This window comes from Nocardioides guangzhouensis, from assembly GCF_004519545.1.
GTDB classification, from domain to species: Bacteria; Actinomycetota; Actinomycetes; order Propionibacteriales; family Nocardioidaceae; genus Nocardioides; species Nocardioides guangzhouensis.
The window spans coordinates 24,570-41,252 of the sequence record NZ_SDKM01000011.1; the positions used below are offsets into that span (position 1 = coordinate 24,570).

At 71.9% G+C, this 16,683-nt stretch carries 16 protein-coding genes; 15 read left to right on the forward strand and 1 reads right to left on the reverse strand.

All coding sequences use genetic code 11. The annotated features are described in order from the left end of the window. Nucleotides 1-12 precede the first annotated feature (12 nt). From EKO23_RS08985 to EKO23_RS09050, 14 genes are all read left to right on the forward strand, one after another. Nucleotides 13-681, forward strand: a complete 669-nt coding sequence (locus EKO23_RS08985; RefSeq protein ID WP_134716386.1) for an L-threonylcarbamoyladenylate synthase — start codon at nucleotides 13-15, stop codon at nucleotides 679-681. A 7-nt stretch (nucleotides 682-688) separates the two neighbouring features. Continuing rightward, nucleotides 689-1,822, forward strand: coding sequence for a glycosyltransferase family 4 protein (locus EKO23_RS08990; protein WP_134716388.1), 1,134 nt, complete (start codon nucleotides 689-691; stop codon nucleotides 1,820-1,822). A gap of 211 nt (nucleotides 1,823-2,033) precedes the next feature. After that, nucleotides 2,034-2,504 carry a hypothetical protein gene (locus tag EKO23_RS08995; RefSeq protein ID WP_134716390.1) on the forward strand — a complete coding sequence of 157 codons (471 nt, stop codon included), beginning with the start codon at nucleotides 2,034-2,036 and terminating at the stop codon, nucleotides 2,502-2,504. Between the two features lie 30 nt (nucleotides 2,505-2,534). Next, nucleotides 2,535-2,786, forward strand: a complete 252-nt coding sequence (locus EKO23_RS09000) for an AtpZ/AtpI family protein (protein ID WP_134716392.1) — start codon at nucleotides 2,535-2,537, stop codon at nucleotides 2,784-2,786. A 34-nt stretch (nucleotides 2,787-2,820) separates the two neighbouring features. Then, entirely contained in the window at nucleotides 2,821-3,639 is an 819-nt protein-coding gene (gene atpB / locus EKO23_RS09005; RefSeq protein WP_134716578.1) for a F0F1 ATP synthase subunit A, read from the forward strand. A 46-nt stretch (nucleotides 3,640-3,685) separates the two neighbouring features. Beyond that, nucleotides 3,686-3,895: an ATP synthase F0 subunit C gene (atpE, locus tag EKO23_RS09010; protein WP_134716580.1), complete on the forward strand. Its 210-nt coding sequence runs from the start codon at nucleotides 3,686-3,688 to the stop codon at nucleotides 3,893-3,895. Between the two features lie 26 nt (nucleotides 3,896-3,921). Next, nucleotides 3,922-4,506, forward strand: a complete 585-nt coding sequence (locus EKO23_RS09015) for a F0F1 ATP synthase subunit B (protein WP_134716394.1) — start codon at nucleotides 3,922-3,924, stop codon at nucleotides 4,504-4,506. Continuing rightward, nucleotides 4,506-5,318 carry a F0F1 ATP synthase subunit delta gene (locus EKO23_RS09020; protein WP_134716396.1) on the forward strand — a complete coding sequence of 271 codons (813 nt, stop codon included), beginning with the start codon at nucleotides 4,506-4,508 and terminating at the stop codon, nucleotides 5,316-5,318. The genes EKO23_RS09015 and EKO23_RS09020 overlap by 1 nt, the downstream gene beginning before the upstream one ends. Before the next feature lie 58 nt (nucleotides 5,319-5,376). Further along, nucleotides 5,377-7,017: a F0F1 ATP synthase subunit alpha gene (gene atpA, locus EKO23_RS09025; protein WP_134716398.1), complete on the forward strand. Its 1,641-nt coding sequence runs from the start codon at nucleotides 5,377-5,379 to the stop codon at nucleotides 7,015-7,017. Nucleotides 7,018-7,021: 4 nt separating this feature from the next. Continuing rightward, on the forward strand, nucleotides 7,022-7,954 hold the full coding sequence (locus EKO23_RS09030) for a F0F1 ATP synthase subunit gamma (RefSeq protein WP_134716400.1): 933 nt from the start codon (nucleotides 7,022-7,024) through the stop codon (nucleotides 7,952-7,954). Nucleotides 7,955-7,959: 5 nt separating this feature from the next. After that, nucleotides 7,960-9,417 carry a F0F1 ATP synthase subunit beta gene (atpD, locus tag EKO23_RS09035; RefSeq protein ID WP_134716402.1) on the forward strand — a complete coding sequence of 486 codons (1,458 nt, stop codon included), beginning with the start codon at nucleotides 7,960-7,962 and terminating at the stop codon, nucleotides 9,415-9,417. Beyond that, nucleotides 9,417-9,809: a F0F1 ATP synthase subunit epsilon gene (locus EKO23_RS09040; protein WP_134716404.1), complete on the forward strand. Its 393-nt coding sequence runs from the start codon at nucleotides 9,417-9,419 to the stop codon at nucleotides 9,807-9,809. The genes atpD and EKO23_RS09040 overlap by 1 nt, the downstream gene beginning before the upstream one ends. Before the next feature lie 99 nt (nucleotides 9,810-9,908). Further along, nucleotides 9,909-10,364 carry a DUF2550 domain-containing protein gene (locus EKO23_RS09045; RefSeq protein ID WP_134716406.1) on the forward strand — a complete coding sequence of 152 codons (456 nt, stop codon included), beginning with the start codon at nucleotides 9,909-9,911 and terminating at the stop codon, nucleotides 10,362-10,364. Further along, nucleotides 10,361-11,548 carry an MFS transporter gene (locus EKO23_RS09050; RefSeq protein ID WP_134716408.1) on the forward strand — a complete coding sequence of 396 codons (1,188 nt, stop codon included), beginning with the start codon at nucleotides 10,361-10,363 and terminating at the stop codon, nucleotides 11,546-11,548. Before EKO23_RS09045 ends, EKO23_RS09050 begins: the two co-directional genes overlap by 4 nt. Nucleotides 11,549-11,685: 137 nt before the next feature. On the opposite strand, the gene EKO23_RS09055 is transcribed toward EKO23_RS09050, so the two are convergent. After that, nucleotides 11,686-13,134 carry an FAD-binding oxidoreductase gene (locus EKO23_RS09055; RefSeq protein ID WP_134716410.1) on the reverse strand — a complete coding sequence of 483 codons (1,449 nt, stop codon included), beginning with the start codon at nucleotides 13,132-13,134 and terminating at the stop codon, nucleotides 11,686-11,688. Nucleotides 13,135-13,323: 189 nt separating this feature from the next. Here EKO23_RS09055 and EKO23_RS09060 point away from each other — a divergent pair, with 189 nt between their 5' ends. After that, nucleotides 13,324-16,668, forward strand: a complete 3,345-nt coding sequence (locus tag EKO23_RS09060; protein ID WP_167880390.1) for an ATP-binding protein — start codon at nucleotides 13,324-13,326, stop codon at nucleotides 16,666-16,668. Nucleotides 16,669-16,683: the final 15 nt, after the last annotated feature.

Consider the following 16,683-nt stretch of genomic DNA (forward strand, 5'->3'; position numbering starts at 1 on the left):
CGGGGGCCACGCATGAGCACCCGCTACCCGGTCCTGCCCGACGGCGACGCCGCCGACCGCGAGGCGGCGATCGACGCCGCGAGCCTCGCCGTACGCCGGGGCGAGCTGGTCGTGGTGCCGACCGACACCGTCTACGGCCTCGGCGCGGACGCCTTCGACCCGGCCGCCGTACGCCGCCTGCTCAAGGCCAAGGGCCGCGGTCCCGAGATGCCGCCGCCGGTGCTGGTGAGCGCGGCCACCACGCTGGACGCGCTCGCGGTCGGCGTCCCCGGCTACGCGCGCGCCCTGGTGGAGCACTTCTGGCCCGGTCCGCTGACCCTGGTCTGCACGCAGCAGGCGTCGCTGCAGTGGGACCTCGGCGACACCCGTGGCACGGTCGCGGTGCGGATGCCCGACCACGAGGTCGTGCTCGAGATCCTCGAGCGCACCGGCCCGCTGGCGGTCAGCTCGGCCAACCTCACCGGGCGGCCGCCGGCCGCCGACGCGGACGCCGCCGAGGAGATGCTGGGCGACGAGGTCTCGGTCATCGTCGACTGCGGTCCCGCACTGCGCGACGAGCCGTCCACGATCGTCGACGTCACCGGCCAGCAGGGCCGGGTGCTGCGCCTCGGCGCGCTCTCCCTCGACGAGCTGAACGCCGTCCTGGAGCCGCTCGGGGCCACCCTGACGGACGAGGGCTAGGCGGCGGATGCGCGAGTACCTCCTGGTCTTCCTCGTCGCGGCGTCGGTGACCTACCTGCTCACCGTGATCGCGCGGGAGGTCGCGCTGCGCACCGGTGCGGTGGCGCAGGTGCGCGACCGCGACATGCACGCCGTACCGATCCCGTACTTCGGCGGCCTGGCCATGCTCGGCGGCCTGATCGCCGGGTTCGTGGTCGCGCGCGAGCTGCCGTTCCTCTCGCTGAGCGCGCCCAACGTGTTCCGCGACGCGGCCGTGGTGCTGGTCGCCGGCGCGATGATCTGCGCGATCGGCGTGATCGACGACCTGGTCGAGCTGGACGCGCTCACCAAGCTCGGCGGGCAGGTGCTGGTGGCCGGCTTCCTCATCTACTTCGACGTGCAGTACCGCTTCTTCCCGTTCCCGGCGCCCGGCGGCGGGCAGTTCTCGCTGGAGCAGTCGCAGGCGGCGCTGCTGACCGTGATCACGGTGGTGGCGACGATCAACGCGGTGAACTTCGTCGACGGGCTCGACGGCCTCGCCGCCGGCGTCATCGGCGTGGGCGCGACGGCGTTCTTCCTGTTCTGCTACCAGCTCGCGAACCTCAACGACGTCTCGCTGGCGGTCACCGGGGCGCTGCTCAGCGCCGCGCTCGCCGGGGTGTGCGCCGGCTTCCTGCCGCACAACTTCTACCCGGCCCGGCTCTTCATGGGGGACAGCGGCTCGATGCTGCTCGGCCTCATGCTGTCGGCGTCCGCGCTGACGCTGACCGGGCAGTTCGCGATCACCGACATCCAGCAGGGCGGCGGCGGCTCCGAGGCCAGCCTGCTGCCGACGCTGCTGCCGATCATCGTGCCGCTGTCGATCCTGGTCGTGCCGTTCGCCGACCTCCTGCTCGCCGTGGTGCGCCGGACCCGCCGCGGCCAGATGTTCTACCACCCCGACAAGCAGCACCTGCACCACCGGATGCTCGAGATCGGGCACTCGCACCGGCGCGCGGTCGTGATTATGTGGCTGTGGGCCGGGTTGATCGGCTTCGGCACCGTCGTCGGCAGCCTGTACGCCGGCCGCCTGACCTGGCTGGCCCTCGGCCTGTGGTTCGTGATGACCGCAGCCCTCACCTTCCTGGTCCCGCGGTTCCGGGGACTGCACCCCGTCGAGTAGGCCGCCGGACGGCCACGAATTGCGGGTCGAGCGGCCAGCTCTTGCGCACGACCTGGCCGCTGGAGGCGCAAGAACTGGAGGCTCGGCGCACGAGGCGGCGTGGCTCGGCCGGGGTGGGAGAGGGGCGGTTGGCGGCGCTCCCGGACTTTGTGCTACTTTTCACAAGCGTTCGAAGGACGCACGAAATCCACCGAATAGAACGGCCGCCGCCATGACGACCGAGACGCCCAGGAGCACCCCGTTCGCGGGGGGAAGTGTGCTCCTCGGCGCGGCGGTGGCGGCCCTCGTGGCCGGGCTGGTCGCGGTGGTCGTCGGCGCGTTCGTCGGCGGCGCGGAGGCGGCGTACGGCGCCCTCGCCGGCGCCCTGGTCGTGGTCGCGGTGTTCTTCCTCGGCGCCGGCCTCGTGCACCTCGTGGCCGGCGTCCTGCCGGCCGCGTCGCTCCTGGTCGCGCTGCTGACCTACACCCTCCAGGTGGTGCTGCTCGCCGCGGTGTTCGTCGGGCTCGACCGGTCCGGCCTCCTCGAGGACGCGCTCGACCGCGCCTGGCTGGGCGGCACCGTGATCGCGTGCACCGTCGTGTGGATGATCGCCCAGATCGTGCTGGCCGCGCGGTTGCGCATCCCGGCGTACGACCTGGGCACCTCGGGGTCTCAGGACCGGCCGGAGGCGGGTGCACGATGACCCACCTGCGCTGCTATTGTCCGGGCTGCGATGGATCAGCAGAGACCCCCGTCTGCAGCTCCCGAGGAGGGAGCCAAGGGCGACCCGTGGCACGCCTTCGGGTACCTCACGTCCGGAGTGCTCGTCTACGGGTTCGGCGGGTGGGCTCTGGACCGCTGGCTGGGGACGTCCTTCCTGGTCGTGATCGGGATCCTCTTCGGCGCGGCGCTCGGCATGTACATGACCTGGGCGAGGTTCCGGCCGGAGGAACCGCAGGACAAGACTTCGCAAGACAAGACGTAGTAGCGCGAAAGGCACAGGAGAAGCTGTGAGTGCGATGGGCAGTGCGGTGATCATGGCCGAGGACGAGTTCACGCCTCCCGGCCCCGGTGACTTCAACCTGCCGCCGATCGGCGGTCACGACACCTTCGAGTTCCTCGGCCAGTCGCAGTACCTCGGCGTCACCAAGCCGATGCTGCAGCTGGTGCTCGCCTCGGTGATCGTCTTCGTCTTCTTCTACCTCGCGTCCCGCAAGCGCGCGATGGTCCCGGGGAAGCTGCAGTTCGTCGGCGAGCAGGCCTACGGCTTCGTCCGCAACTCGATGGGCCGCGACATCATCGGCAGCCACGACTTCATGCGGTTCGTGCCGTACCTCTTCGCGCTGTTCTTCTTCATCCTGCTGAACAACCTCTTCGCGACCATCCCGTTCCTGCAGTTCCCGACCCTGTCCCGCGCCGGGATGGTCTACGGCCTCGCCGGCATGAGCTGGGTCATCTACAACGCGGTCGGGATCAAGAAGCACGGCTTCGGGGGCTACCTCAAGCTCCAGTCCGTCCCCTCCGGCGTCGGCGGCCCGATCCTGCTGCTGCTGGTGCCGCTGGAGTTCCTCTCCAACATCGTGGTCCGACCGGTCACGCTGGCCCTCCGTCTCTTCGCCAACATGCTCGCCGGCCACCTGCTGCTGATCCTGTTCGCGCTCGGCGGCGAGTACCTCCTGATCCACGGTTCGGCGCTGGTCAAGCCGGTCGGCATCCTCGCCTGGGTGCTGTTCGTCGCGATCGCGTTCCTCGAGCTGCTGGTGCAGTTCCTGCAGGCGTACGTCTTCGTGCTCCTCAACGCCATGTACATCTCCGGTGCTCTCGCAGACGAGCACTGAGAGTCGATAGAGAAAAAGAAACCGAAAGGAACTAGCCGTGCTCCCTATGGCTATCGATGGCTCCGCCAACATGATCGGCTACGGCCTGGCCGCGATCGGCCCCGGTGTCGGTATCGGTCTGATCTTCGCGGCCTACATCTCCGGTGTGGCCCGCCAGCCGGAGGCCCAGGGCCGCCTGCAGTCGATCGCGATCCTGGGCTTCGCCCTCGCCGAGGCGCTCGCCATCATCGGTATCGCCCTCGCGTTCGTTCTCTGACCGGACACCGATAGAAGGACCTGCCCATGCAGACTCTGATCACCCCCCTCGCGACGAGGGCGGCCGAGGAGGGCGAGCTCAACCCGCTCGTCCCGCACCCGATCGAGATCGTCCTCTCGCTCGTGGTCTTCGGCCTCCTCTTCTACGCGGTGAAGAAGTGGGTCGTGCCGAACTTCGAGTCGACGTTCGCCGAGCGCACCTCCGCCATCGAGGGCGGCCTGGCCGCGGCCGAGACCAAGCAGGCCGAGGCCGACGCCAAGCTGGCCGAGCTCGAGCAGCAGCTCGCGGACGCCCGGCACGAGGCCGCGCGCATCCGCGAGGAGGCTCGCGAGCAGGGCGCCGGGATCATCGCGGAGATGCGTGAGCAGGCCCAGGCCGAGTCCACCCGGATCGTGGAGCACGGCAAGGCCCAGATCGAGGCCGAGCGCCAGCAGGCGGTCACCTCGCTGCGGGCCGAGGTCGGCACCCTCGCGACGTCCCTGGCCGGCCGCATCGTCGGCGAGAGCCTGGACGACGACGCGCGTGCCAACCGGGTGGTCGAGCGGTTCCTGACCGACCTCGAGACGATCGAGTCGGCGCAGGTCACCCCGAACGGCAGCGGAGCCAACTGATGACGATGCGAGGCGCGTCGGCCGAGGCGTCGGCCACCCTGCACCAGCAGCTGGTGGGGGCGGTCTCCGAGGTCGGCTCCCGCAAGACCGCGCAGGTCGGCGAGGACCTCTTCGGCCTGGCCGGCGTGCTCCGCACGACCGCGAGCCTGCGCCGGGTGGTGACGGACGTGTCCGTCGAGAGCCCGGCCAAGGTGGGCCTGGTCCGTCAGCTGTTCGAGGGCAAGGTCGACGAGATCTCCCTCGGCCTGCTGGTCACCGCGGTGGAGCACCGCTGGACCGCGACCCGTGACCTCGCCGACGTCCTCGAGCAGCTCGGCGTCGAGGCGACGGTGCGGTCCGCGGAGGATGCCAGCCGGGTGGCCGACGAGCTGTTCGCGGTCGGCCGGATGCTGGAGGAGAACCCCGAGCTGCGCAGCGCTCTCGGCGACCCGACTCGCTCGGTGGCCGACAAGCAGGGCCTGCTGCAGGGACTCCTCGAGAACCGCACGCTGGCCGCCACCGCACGGCTGGTCGCGCAGTCCCTGGCCGGCACGCACCGCACGGTGTCGGTGGCGATCCACGAGTACCAGAAGGTCGCGGCCGCCGTGCACGGCGAGAGCGTCGCGACCGTCCGCGTGGCCCGCGAGCTCTCGGACGCCGACCGCCGGCGTCTCCAGGGCGCGCTCGCCGCGCAGTACGGCCGCGACGTGCACCTCAACGTCGTGGTCGACCCCGAGGTCCTGGGTGGTATCCGGGTCGAGATCGGTGACGACGTCATCGACGGCACGGTCGCCAGCCGCCTGCACGACGCCCGCCGCAAGCTGGCCGGCTGACCCACAGACCCCAGTCCCGAACAGACTTCATCGAGCAGACGAACAGTAAGGAAGAGTGATGACGGAGCTTTCGATCCGTCCGGACGAGATCCGGGACGCGCTGCAGCGCTTCGTGTCCGACTACGAGCCCGAGACCGCCACCCGCGAAGAGGTGGGCACCGTGGCCGAGGCCGCGGACGGCATCGCCCGCGTGTCGGGCCTGCCGTCGGTCATGGCCAACGAGCTGCTCGAGTTCGAGGACGGCACCCAGGGCATCGCCCTGAACCTCGACACCCGCGAGATCGGTGTCGTGGTCCTCGGTGACTTCGACAACATCGAGGAGGGCCAGTCGGTCCGCCGCACCGGCGAGATCCTCTCGGTCCCCGTGGGTGAGGGCTACCTCGGCCGCGTGGTCGACCCGCTGGGCACCCCGATCGACGGCCTCGGCGAGATCGAGACCGAGGGCCGTCGCGCCCTGGAGCTCCAGGCTCCGTCCGTGGTCCAGCGCAAGTCGGTGCACGAGCCGCTCGCCACCGGCATCAAGGCGATCGACGCGATGACCCCGATCGGCCGCGGCCAGCGCCAGCTGATCATCGGCGACCGCGCCACCGGCAAGACCACCATCGCGATCGACACGATCATCAACCAGAAGCAGAACTGGGAGTCGGGCGACCCGACCAAGCAGGTCCGCTGCATCTACGTCGCGATCGGCCAGAAGGGCTCGACCATCGCCTCGGTGCGTGGCGCCCTCGAGGAGGCCGGCGCGCTCGAGTACACCACCATCGTGGCGGCGCCCGCGTCCGACTCGGCCGGCTTCAAGTACCTCGCGCCGTACACCGGCTCCGCGATCGGCCAGCAGTGGATGTACGACGGCAAGCACGTCCTCATCGTGTTCGACGACCTGACCAAGCAGGCCGAGGCCTACCGCGCCGTGTCCCTGCTGCTGCGCCGCCCGCCGGGCCGCGAGGCGTACCCCGGCGACGTGTTCTACCTGCACAGCCGGCTGCTCGAGCGCTGCGCGAAGCTGTCCGACGACATGGGCGCGGGCTCGATGACCGGTCTGCCTATCATCGAGACCAAGGCCAACGACGTCTCGGCGTTCATCCCGACCAACGTCATCTCGATCACCGACGGCCAGATCTTCCTGCAGTCCGACCTGTTCGCGTCCAACCAGCGCCCGGCGATCGACGTCGGTGTGTCGGTGTCCCGCGTGGGTGGCTCCGCGATGACCAAGGCGATGAAGACCGTCACCGGTTCGCTCAAGGTCGACCTGGCGCAGTTCCGCGCGATGGAGGCGTTCGCGATGTTCGCCTCCGACCTCGACGCGGCCTCGCGCCAGCAGCTCGACCGCGGCCAGCGCCTGATGGCCCTGCTCAAGCAGCCGCAGTACTCCCCGTACCCCGTCGAGGAGATGACCGTCTCCCTCTGGCTGGGCACCAGCGGCCGCCTCGACCGGGTCCCGGTCCCGGAGGTGCTCCGCTTCGAGCAGGAGTTCCTCGACTACCTCCGCCGCTCGCACGAGGGCATCCTGTCCGGCATCCGCGAGTCGCTGAAGTTCGAGGACTCCACCGAGGAGTCCGTGATCGCGGCGTACGACTCCTTCCTCGACCAGTTCGAGACCTCCGACGGCCAGTCGATCAAGGCCGGCAAGGAGACCCACGAGGCTCTCGAGGACGAGGACGTCGAGCAGGAGCAGATCGTCAAGCAGAAGCGGGGCTGAACTCATGGCCGTATCGCTGCGTGAGTACCGCGCGCGGATCAAGTCGACGGAGTCGATGAAGAAGATCACGCGCGCCATGGAGCTCATCGCTGCGTCCCGCATCATCAAGGCGCAGCAGCGGGCCCAGGCGGCCGCGCCGTACGCCCGTGAGCTGACCCGTGCGGTCTCGGCGGTGGCGACGTTCTCCAACGTCGACCACGCGCTGACCACCGAGCCCGAGAACCCGCGCAAGGCCGCGGTCCTGATCGTGACCAGCGACCGGGGCCTCGCGGGTGCCTACTCCTCCAGCGTGATCAAGGAGGCCGAGCGCCTCACCGAGAAGCTGAAGGAGGAGGGCAAGGAGGTCGAGGTCTACATCTCGGGCCGCAAGGGCGAGGCGTACTTCAAGTTCCGCCAGCGCCCGGTCGTGCAGAGCTGGTCGGGCTTCTCCGACCAGCCCACGTACGACGTGGCGCACGACATCGGCGAGACGCTGATCGGCGCGTTCCTCAACGACGACGACCAGGCCGCCGCGGAGGGTGTCCCGCCGGGCGTCGACGAGGTGCACGTGGTCTACACGCGCTTCCGCTCGATGCTGGTGCAGGAGCCGACCGCCGTACGCCTGCTGCCGCTGGAGGTCGTCGAGGGTGAGGAGCCCCCGGCCGAGGACGAGCTGCTGCCGCTCTACGAGTTCGAGCCGTCGCCGGCGGACGTCCTCGACGCCCTGCTGCCGCGCTACGTCCAGAGCCGGATCTTCTTCGCCCTGCTGCAGGCCGCCGCCTCCGAGCTGGCCGCCCGCCAGAAGGCGATGAAGTCCGCGACGGACAACGCCGACGAGCTCATCAAGAAGTACACCCGAATCGCCAACCAGGCCCGCCAGGCCGGCATTACCCAGGAAATCAGCGAGATCGTCGGAGGCGTCAACGCGCTCGCCGACGCCAACGCCGGGAGTGAGTGAGACCAATGACTGCCACTGTTGAAGAGACCAAGACCGAGGGTCAGCCCGGCGGCGTGGGACGCATCGCCCGGGTCATCGGCCCGGTCGTGGACATCGAGTTCCCGACCGACCAGATGCCGGCGATCTACAACGCGCTGCACGTCACCTTCGAGCTGGGCGGCGAGAGCCACACGATCACCCTCGAGGTGGCCCAGCACATCGGTGACGGCATGGTGCGTGCCATCTCGATGAAGCCCACCGACGGCCTGGTCCGCGGTGCCCAGGTCAGCGACACCGGCGGCCCGATCTCGGTGCCGGTCGGCGACGTCACGCTCGGCAAGGTGTTCAACACCACCGGCGAGTGCCTCAACCTCGAGGAGGGCGAGACCCTCGAGATCAACGAGCGCTGGGGAATCCACCGCAAGGCGCCGGCCTTCGACCAGCTCGAGTCGAAGACCCAGATGTTCGAGACCGGCATCAAGGTCATCGACCTGCTCACGCCGTACGTCCAGGGCGGCAAGATCGGCCTGTTCGGCGGCGCCGGTGTCGGCAAGACCGTGCTCATCCAGGAGATGATCGCGCGCGTCGCGAAGGACCACGGCGGTGTGTCCGTGTTCGCCGGCGTGGGCGAGCGCACCCGTGAGGGCAACGACCTGATCGCGGAGATGACCGAGGCCGGCGTCATCGGCCAGACCTCGCTGGTCTTCGGCCAGATGGACGAGCCGCCGGGCACCCGGCTCCGGGTCGCGCTGTCCGCGCTGACCATGGCGGAGTACTTCCGCGACGTCCAGAAGCAGGACGTGCTGCTGTTCATCGACAACATCTTCCGGTTCACCCAGGCGGGTTCCGAGGTGTCGACGCTGCTCGGCCGCATGCCCTCCGCGGTGGGCTACCAGCCCAACCTCGCCGACGAGATGGGCCAGCTCCAGGAGCGGATCACCTCGACGCGCGGTCACTCGATCACCTCCATGCAGGCGATCTACGTGCCCGCCGACGACTACACCGACCCGGCGCCGGCCACCACGTTCGCGCACCTCGACGCGACCACCGAGCTGTCGCGCGAGATCGCCTCGCTCGGCATCTACCCTGCGGTGGACCCGCTGACGTCGACCTCCCGGATCCTCGACCCGCAGTACATCGGCCAGGACCACTACGACACCGCGATCCGCGTGAAGCAGATCCTGCAGCGCAACAAGGAGCTGCAGGACATCATCGCAATCCTCGGTGTGGACGAGCTGTCCGAAGAGGACAAGATCATCGTGTCCCGCGCCCGCCGCATCCAGCGGTTCCTGTCCCAGAACACCTACGTGGCCAAGCAGTTCACCGGCATCGAGGGCTCCACGGTCCCGATCGCCGAGACCATCGAGGCGTTCACGAAGATCTGCGACGGCGAGTACGACCACGTCGCCGAGCAGGCCTTCTTCATGTGCGGCGGTCTCGACGACGTCGAGGCCAAGTGGGCCGAGATCCAGAAGAACCTCTGATGGCCGACCAGCTGCAGGTCGAGCTCGTCGCCGCGGACCGCCTCGTGTGGTCCGGGGAGGCGAAGATGGTGATCGCCCGCACCACCGAAGGCGACGTGGGCATCCTGCCCGGTCACGCCCCCATCCTGTCGCTGCTCGTCGACGGCGTCGTCGACGTGCAGACCCAGGAGGGGGAGACCTGGGTGGCGGCGGTCGACGCCGGCTTCCTGTCGGTGGCGCACAACCGGGTCTCGATCCTGTCCGAGCACGCCGAGATGTCGCACGAGATCGACCTCGAGAAGGCGCGGGCGGACCTCGAGCGGGCCAAGTCGGCGGGGGAGAACGACGACGAGGCCGAAGAGGCCGTACGCCGGGCCGAGGCCCGGATCCGCGCCGTCGAGCGCGCCGGCTGACCCGGACGTTTCCGGCGGTTCCGGACCGGTTCCTCCAGCCCCCCTCGCGGCGGATAGAGTGACGCGGACGCGTCACCCGACGAAGCGAGGGAGGGCTGGATGCCCCTGTGGCAGTGGATCGCCGACGCCGCCGGCGTGGTCCTCCTGCTGGTCCTCTGCTACGCCATCGCGCTCGTCGTACGGCGGCGCTTCATCCAGCGCAACGGCGGCACCTTCGAGCTCTCGCACCGCGCCCGGTCGGCACCGACCGGGCGCGGTTGGGTGCTCGGGGTCGGGCGCTATTCCGGCGAGACCCTCCAGTGGTTCCGGATCTTCTCTCTCTCGCCGCGCCCGCGGCGCACCTGGCGGCGCACCGGGCTGGCCTACCTCGGACGCCGCGAGCCCGAGGGCAACGAGCAGATGTCGCTGTACGCCGACCACGTCATCGTCACCTGCGGCAGCGAGCTCGGCGACATCGACCTCGCCATGAGCCCCTCCTCGCTGGTCGGCTTCCAGTCCTGGCTGGAGGCCGCCCCGCCCGGCCAGGGCACCGCTCGCCAGGGTCCCGGGCTATGAGCACGACGCACACGCTCACCGCCCGCAACGCGGTGATGATCTCCTTCGCGCTCAACGGGTTCGCGTTCGCCTCGTGGGTCTCGCGGATCCCCGAGGTCCGCCACGAGCTCGACCTCTCCAACGGGGCGCTCGGGCTGCTGCTGCTGGCCGCCGCCTGCGGGTCCGTGCTGACCCTGCCCACCACGGGGGCCCTGATCAACCGCCTCGGTGCCGCGACCGTCGTACGCCTCGCATCGCTGGTCGGGCTGCTGGGCCTCGCGGGTGCCGCCCTGGGGGCCTCGGTGGCCGAGGCGGTCGGCCTGACCGCGGTGGGCCTCTTCTTCTACGGCATGGGCATCGGCGCGTGGGACGTCGCGATGAACGTCGAGGGCGCGGCCGTGGAGCGTCGGCTCGGGCGGACGATCATGCCGCGCTTCCATGCCGGCTTCAGCCTCGGCACCGTGTTCGGCGGCATCATCGGCGCGCTCACCATCGCGCTCGGCGTACCCATGGCTGTGCACCTGCTCGTGGTCGCCCTCGGCGTGCTGGTCGTCATCCAGGCCACCACCGGCGGCTTCCTGCCCCGCGCCGCCGAGGTGGAGCCGGAGCACGAGGAGCTCCCGCAGGCGGCCTGGCGGGCCTGGCTGGAGCCGCGCACGCTCATGATCGGCGCCATGGTGTTCGCGCTCGCGGTCACCGAGGGCACGGCCAACGACTGGCTCGCGGTGGCCCTCATCGACGGGTACGACGTCCAGCGGTGGGTCGGCGTGGCCGGGTTCAGCCTGTTCGTGGCGTCGATGACGGCCGGCCGGCTGGTCGGTCCGGTGCTGCTCGACCGGTTCGGCCGGGCGCCGGTGCTGTGGTCGACGATGGCGGCCGCGTTCGTCGGCGTGCTGCTGATCGTCTTCGGCGGCAGCGCGGTGGTGGTCACCGCCGGCATCGTGCTCTGGGGGGTCGGGGCCTCGCTGGGCTTCCCGGTCGGGATGAGCGCCGCCGCCGACGACGAGAAGCAGGCCGCCGCCCGGGTGAGCGTGGTCTCCACCATCGCCTACACCGCGTTCCTGGCTGGGCCGCCGCTGCTCGGCTTCGTCGGCGACCAGGTCGGCACCCTCGACGCGCTGCTGGTCGTCGCCGTGCTGCTGGTGCCCTCAGCGCTGCTGGTGCCGGCCGCCCGCAAGCCCGAGCCCCAGCCCGCCCGCAGTTGAGTTGCGCCCCGCTGGCGGTTGAGTTGCGCCCCGCTGGGGGTTGAGTTGCGCCCCGCTGGGGGTTGAGTTGCGCCTCCCTGTGGTCTCGGACAGCAGGGAGGCGCAACTCGACGCGCAGGGAGGCGCAACTCAACGGGTCAGGGGGTAACGGTGCCGTTCTCGAACAGGCGGGGGACCGGGTGGTTGGCCGCGAACGTGCCACGCGGGTCCACGGCGCTACGGATCCCCTTGAGCTGGGTCCACCCGTCGTCGGCGTACGCCGAGCGGGTGTCGACCGGGTTCTCGGAGAAGTTGAGGTACTGCTTCCCGTTGGCCCACGGCGCCAGCGCCTGCGTCAGCCGGACGGCGTCCGCGTGCCCCTGGGCGCCCATCTCCGGGGTCGCCGCGATGGCGCCCGCGAAGCTGACGAACGACGCGTCGAGGTGGCTGAGCACGCCGCCGCCCTCGTGAGGACGACCGAGCGCCCCGCCGAGCTGCCGCAGCTCGGCCATCAGCAGCGAGGTCTGCGCGTCCGGCCCGACCTGCTCGAGGAAGGCGTCCACGGCAGCACCGTCGAGGTCGCCGAGCATGGTGCTGTCAGAGGCGAACGGGGCGCCTCCCTCCGGGTCCATGTGCAGGCGGACCAGGCTCTTGGCCGGGACCCGGCCGAACGTGTCGATCTCCGGACGCAGGGCGCGGAGGCCGGCCAGCAGCTGCTCGCCGCGCTCGTCCGAGGAGAGCACGGCGCCGTTGACGATCGCGACCGCCCGGCCGCGCAGGAACTCGGGGAGCTCCGGCATCGGGGGCAGCCGCAGGGCGCGGAACGAGGTGGTGATCTCGTCGGGCGCACCGGGCGCCCAGGCGGACCACTCCCGGAGCACCTTCTCGACGTCCTTCAGGTCCCAGATGAACATGCCGGCGTACGCCGACTCGATCGGGTACATCCGGAACTCGAGCGCGGTCACCACGCCGAGGCTGCCGCCACCGCCGCGCACCGCCCAGAAGATCTCGGGGTGGTTCTGCGCGTCGGCACGCACCAGGGTGCCGTCGCCGATGACGAGCTCGACCGCGGTCAGCGAGTTGGTGGCCAGGCCGAGCTGGCGGGCGTACCACCCGATGCCGCCTCCCAGGCTGTAGCCGGCGATGCCGACGTCGGGCGAGGACCCGTGGAGGACCGCGTGGCCGTGGGCGGCGGCCGCGTCGACCGCGGGCTCCCAGATCGCGCCACCCTCGACGCGGACGATGCCGCGGGTCGGGTCGGCGATCGCGAGGTTCATCTCGCTGGTGCGCACGACGACGACGTCGTCGAGGCCCTGAGCGGCGAGCGGCCCGGCGTTGTGGCCGGTGCTCTGCGGGGCCACCCGGAGGCCCATCTCGGAGGCGACGCGGACGAGGCGACCGACCTCGGCGGCGGTCCGGGGGTAGGCGACCGCTGCGGGGCGCTGGTCGACGGCCACGTTCCACGGCAGGCGGGCGGCGTCGTACGTCGCGTCACCGGGCAGGTGGACACCGCCCGAGGCGAGCCCACGGAGGGCCTCGGCGGGGCGGTCGGTCCCGATCGGCTGGTGGCCGGTGCGGGCTCCGTCGGTGGTCAGGTCGATGGTCATGCTGGGACTCCTGTGTCGGGCTTGTCTCGGGAGCCTCACCGTCTCCCGGGGCGCTTGGGAGCGACTTCGAGCCGACTTGGAGACCCGCTTGGACGGTCCGCCCGGAGAAGACCGCCCGAACGGGCCATCCCGGATCCCGGGGCCGGAAACCGTGCGACCCCGGAGCCGCCCGTCCGTATGCTGCCGCTCGTGGAGGTGGCGGTCCTCGGCCCGGTCGAGGTGAGCATCGGTGGGAGCCCCGTGGACCTCGGCACGCCCAAGCAGCGTGCCCTGGTCGCGGCGCTCGCGCTGTCCGGCGGGCGCCCGGTGTCGGTCGACGCGATCGTCGACCTGCTCTGGGGCGACGCGCCGCCGCCGGGCGTGACCACCACGCTGCAGGCCTACGTCTCCGGGCTGCGCCGGGTCATGGAGCCGGACCGGGAGCGGCGGGCGCCGGCCACGGTGCTGGTGACGGTCGCCCCGGGCTACGCGCTGCGGGTCGCCGACGGGTCGCACGACGCCCGGGTGTTCGAGCGCGCGGTCACGGTCGAGCAGCGCCGGCTCCAGGGGCTCGCGCCGGTCGGGCCGCCCTCCGTGGACGCCGGCACCCTCACGGATGCCGTCGCCCGGCTCGACGCGGCACTCGCGCTCTGGCGGGGCACGCCGTACGGCGAGCTGGAGGACGCCGCGGCGGCGGTCGCCGAGCGGGCCCGGCTCGAGGAGCTCCGCCTGGTCGCCCTGGAGCACCGGCTGCTCGCCGACCTGGCCCTCGGCCACCATGGCACGGCCGCCGCCGAGCTGGAGGCGCTGACCGCCGCCCACCCGCTGCGGGAACGGCTCTGGGGACTCCGGGCCGTGGCGCTGACCCGCTCCGGCCGGCAGGCCGACGCGCTGGACGTGCTGCGCCGGGTCCGCGACGTGCTCTCCGACGAGCTCGGGCTCGACCCGGGCCCCGAGCTGCGCGACCTCCAGGCTGCGGTGCTGCGCCAGGACGGGTCGCTGGGCTGGGTGGCGCCCCCGGCTGCCTCGGCACCCGCCCCGGCGGCCGAGCCGGCCACCGAGGAACCGGCCGCGCAGGCACCCGAGCCGGTCGGGCTGTGGCCGATGGTGGGCCGCGACCGCGACCTCGACGAGCTGGTGGGCGCGCTGGACGCAGCGGGCGCCGGCACCTCGTCGTACGCCGTGGTGACCGGCGAGCCGGGCATCGGCAAGTCGCGGCTGTGCGCCGAGCTGGCCTCGGTCGCCCGGGCCCGCGGGGTGACCGTGCTGGTCGGCCGCTGCTCGCAGGACGACGGCGCCCCGCCACTGTGGGCGTGGGCGCAGGTGCTCGAGGGGCTCGGACTGAGCCTGCCGATCGCCCCGGACGACGCCGGCGACCAGGCCGGCGCCCAGTTCCGCTCCCGCGAGCAGCTGGTCCGCCAGGTCCGCGAGGCGGCCCGCGAACGGCCGCTGCTGATCGCCCTCGACGACCTGCACTGGGCCGACGCAGCGACGCTGCGGGTGCTCCGGCTGCTCGCCGAGACCTCCGCGGACGAGCAGCTGATGGTGCTCTCCACGTGGCGGCCGCACCCGGAGCCGACCGGCGCGCTGGCCGAGGTGGCCGAGGCGCTGGCCCGCCGGCACGCCGTACGGCGCGAGCTCGTCGGCCTGCCCGCCGCGGCGGTGGCCGAGGTGTTCGACTCGGTGGCCCACAACCGGCCGTCGGAGGAGCAGGCGGCGGCGCTGCGGGCGCGCACCGACGGCAACCCGTTCTTCCTCGTGGAGTACGCGCGGCTGGCCGGCGAGCGCAGCGACCTGGCCCGGCTGGTGGCCGAGGAGCACCCGCCGACCGGGGTGCAGGAGGTGCTCACCCGGCGACTCGACCAGCTCCCCGGGGACACGCTGACGGCACTCCGGGCGGCGGCCGTGATCGGCCGGCAGTTCGACCTGCCCACGCTCGGGGCGGTCACCGGCGCCGACCCCGACGACCTGCTCGACGTCGTGGAGCCGGCCCAGGTCGCCGGGCTGGTCCGCGAGGACGGCATCGACCGGTTCCGGTTCTCCCACGCGCTGGTCCGGGACACCCTGGTCGCGGTCACCTCCGCCTCCCGCCGCGCCCGTCTGCACGTCCGCGTGGCCGAGGCGCTGGCGACCGCGCCCGACCGGGCCACCGAGCGGGCCCGGCACTGGCTCGCCGCCGGCCCGTCGTACGCCGCCCGGGCCTGGCCCGCCGCCGTGGACGCCGCCACTCTGGCCAGCCGGCTCTACGCCCACGAGGAGGCCTCGGACCTGCTGCGGGCCGCCCTCGAGGCGCTCGAGCAGGACCCCGAGGCGACCCTGCGACAGCGCTACGACCTGCTGCTCCGGCTCATCGACGCCTACCGCTGGTCCGCGTCGTGGCCCGAGCTGACCGCCACCGTCGAGGTCGCCGTCGGGGTGGCCGAGGAGATGGACGACCCGGAGCTGGTGGCCACCGCCGCGATCTCGACCACGCAGGGAGCGCTCTGGCAGTCCGCGGCGCACGGGCAGGTGCACGGACCGATCGTGGACGCGCTGCGGCGCAGCCTCGACCGGTTGCCGGCCAGCGACGGCGCGCTGCGCTGCCGGACCATGCTCGGCCTGGCCAACGAGCTCTACTACGGCGCCACCTTCGCCGAGCGGCGGGCGCTGGTCGACGAGGCGCTGGCGATGGCCCGGCGGCTCGGGGACGACGCGCTGCTGCTCGATGCGTGCCAGATCGCGTTCGTGTCGCTCTGGACCTGCCGCACCGCTCCCGAGCGGCTGGACCTGGCCACCGAGTCGCTGGACCTGGCCCGCCGCACGGGGGCGGAGCGGGCCTTCGTCGTCTCGGCCTGCCTGCGGGCAGTGGTGCTCGCCGAGCTCGGCCGGCCGGCCGAGATGTGGGAGGCGGTCGCCGAGGCCCGGGTCGAGGCGGAGCGGCAGCGCACGCTCTACGGCCTGATGGTGCTCGACAGCCTGGTGCTGCCCTGGCACGCGATGGCCGGCCGGTTCGACCTGTGCCTGGAGCTGATCGAGCAGATCCGCCGCCTCGACAGCCAGATCTCGCTGGAGCAGTCCGAGGACGCCACCGCCGGCGCGATGATCTCGCTCAGCGCCTGGCAGGGCCGGGCCGCCGACACCGCGCAGATGCTGGCGGAGCTGGCTGACGGTCCCCTGCCGCTCAACGCCACGATCACGGCGTTCTACTGGCGCGGGGGCGACGAGGACGGCGCCCGGGAGTGGTACGCCGGGCACCCGCCGCAGCTCGACACCGACGACTGGTTCTCGCTGCTCGCGTGGGGCAACGCCGCGGAGTCGGCGCTCTACGTGGGCGACGCCGAGGTCGGCGCGGCGACCTACGACCTGCTGGCGCCGCTGGCCGGGCGCAGCTGCGTGGCCGGCTCCGGCAACGCCTGCGGACCGGTCGACGCGTTCCTCGCCCTCGCGGCCGCGGCGGCGGGGGAGAAGGCGATGGCCACCCAGCACGCCGACGACGCCGAGCAGCTCTGCGCCGATTGGGACATCCCGCTGGCCGCGCAGTGGCTGCGCGACCAGCGGGAGCGCTACGGCTTCTGACAGGTGCCCTCGGGG

Bases quoted from the DNA above. Each gene is read 5' to 3' on its own strand.
- EKO23_RS09015 (WP_134716394.1), top strand. From the start codon at position 3,922: ATGCAGACTCTGATCACCCCCCTCGCGACGAGGGCGGCCGAGGAGGGC.
- EKO23_RS09045 (WP_134716406.1), top strand. From the start codon at position 9,909: ATGCCCCTGTGGCAGTGGATCGCCGACGCCGCCGGCGTGGTCCTCCTG.
- EKO23_RS09040 (WP_134716404.1), top strand. From the start codon at position 9,417: ATGGCCGACCAGCTGCAGGTCGAGCTCGTCGCCGCGGACCGCCTCGTG.
- atpA (WP_134716398.1), top strand. From the start codon at position 5,377: ATGACGGAGCTTTCGATCCGTCCGGACGAGATCCGGGACGCGCTGCAG.
- EKO23_RS08990 (WP_134716388.1), top strand. From the start codon at position 689: ATGCGCGAGTACCTCCTGGTCTTCCTCGTCGCGGCGTCGGTGACCTAC.
- atpB (WP_134716578.1), top strand. From the start codon at position 2,821: ATGGGCAGTGCGGTGATCATGGCCGAGGACGAGTTCACGCCTCCCGGC.
- EKO23_RS09000 (WP_134716392.1), top strand. From the start codon at position 2,535: ATGGATCAGCAGAGACCCCCGTCTGCAGCTCCCGAGGAGGGAGCCAAG.
- atpE (WP_134716580.1), top strand. From the start codon at position 3,686: ATGGCTATCGATGGCTCCGCCAACATGATCGGCTACGGCCTGGCCGCG.
- EKO23_RS09020 (WP_134716396.1), top strand. From the start codon at position 4,506: ATGACGATGCGAGGCGCGTCGGCCGAGGCGTCGGCCACCCTGCACCAG.
- EKO23_RS08985 (WP_134716386.1), top strand. From the start codon at position 13: ATGAGCACCCGCTACCCGGTCCTGCCCGACGGCGACGCCGCCGACCGC.
- EKO23_RS09030 (WP_134716400.1), top strand. From the start codon at position 7,022: ATGGCCGTATCGCTGCGTGAGTACCGCGCGCGGATCAAGTCGACGGAG.
- EKO23_RS08995 (WP_134716390.1), top strand. From the start codon at position 2,034: ATGACGACCGAGACGCCCAGGAGCACCCCGTTCGCGGGGGGAAGTGTG.
- atpD (WP_134716402.1), top strand. From the start codon at position 7,960: ATGACTGCCACTGTTGAAGAGACCAAGACCGAGGGTCAGCCCGGCGGC.
- EKO23_RS09050 (WP_134716408.1), top strand. From the start codon at position 10,361: ATGAGCACGACGCACACGCTCACCGCCCGCAACGCGGTGATGATCTCC.
- EKO23_RS09055 (WP_134716410.1), bottom strand. From the start codon at position 13,134: ATGACCATCGACCTGACCACCGACGGAGCCCGCACCGGCCACCAGCCG.